This window comes from Kiloniella spongiae (assembly GCF_001026905.1).
Classification (GTDB): domain Bacteria; phylum Pseudomonadota; class Alphaproteobacteria; order Kiloniellales; family Kiloniellaceae; genus Kiloniella; species Kiloniella spongiae.
In genome coordinates, this window is record NZ_LAQL01000060.1 from 1 (window position 1) to 576 (window position 576).

General features: G+C 41.3%; 1 protein-coding gene. It reads right to left on the reverse strand.

Features of this window, described 5'->3' with window-relative positions:
- Positions 1–576: FG-GAP repeat domain-containing protein (locus WH96_RS20895; RefSeq protein ID WP_047766189.1), on the reverse strand; the 576-nt coding region annotated here is incomplete at both ends.

A 576-nucleotide genomic window follows, 5' to 3' on the forward strand; every position in this document is an offset into this window, starting at 1 on the left:
TGCCTTTCGAATAAACAAGCTTATCCGTTAAAGGAGTATAACTGATAGATGTTTCATGACCACGGGAGGTGGTAATTACGTCGAGATGATAAGGAGATTTTGTCAATTTAAGAAGAAATGGTTCATAGTTCACATTACTGCCGCTATGAACCATAGCGAGATCAGCCAAACCATCGCCGTTAAGATCTTGAAAATGAGGTTGGTAAGATGCCCAACCCGTTCCCGGATCAAGGATTGCACCGGCGATCTTTTCAAACGTTCCGTCACCCTTGGATAAAAATGCTCCATAGTTCACATTACTGTCGCTATAAAGCATTATCAGATCAGCCAAACCATCACCGTTAAGATCTTGAAAATGAGGTTGATAAGGTGCCCAACCAGCTCCAGAATCAAGGATTGCACTAACGGAAGGGCTGTATTCAGGAGAGATCTCAGTCTGATAATCTATCGTGATTGGTACGAGACAGTTTTCACCAATATCACAAATAGTTACATGTTTAATGCGAGAAATTTTTGTAACAGTGCTATAATTATACTTCGTCCTATAATCCGCAACGAGCGTTTCAGCTTCGTAGG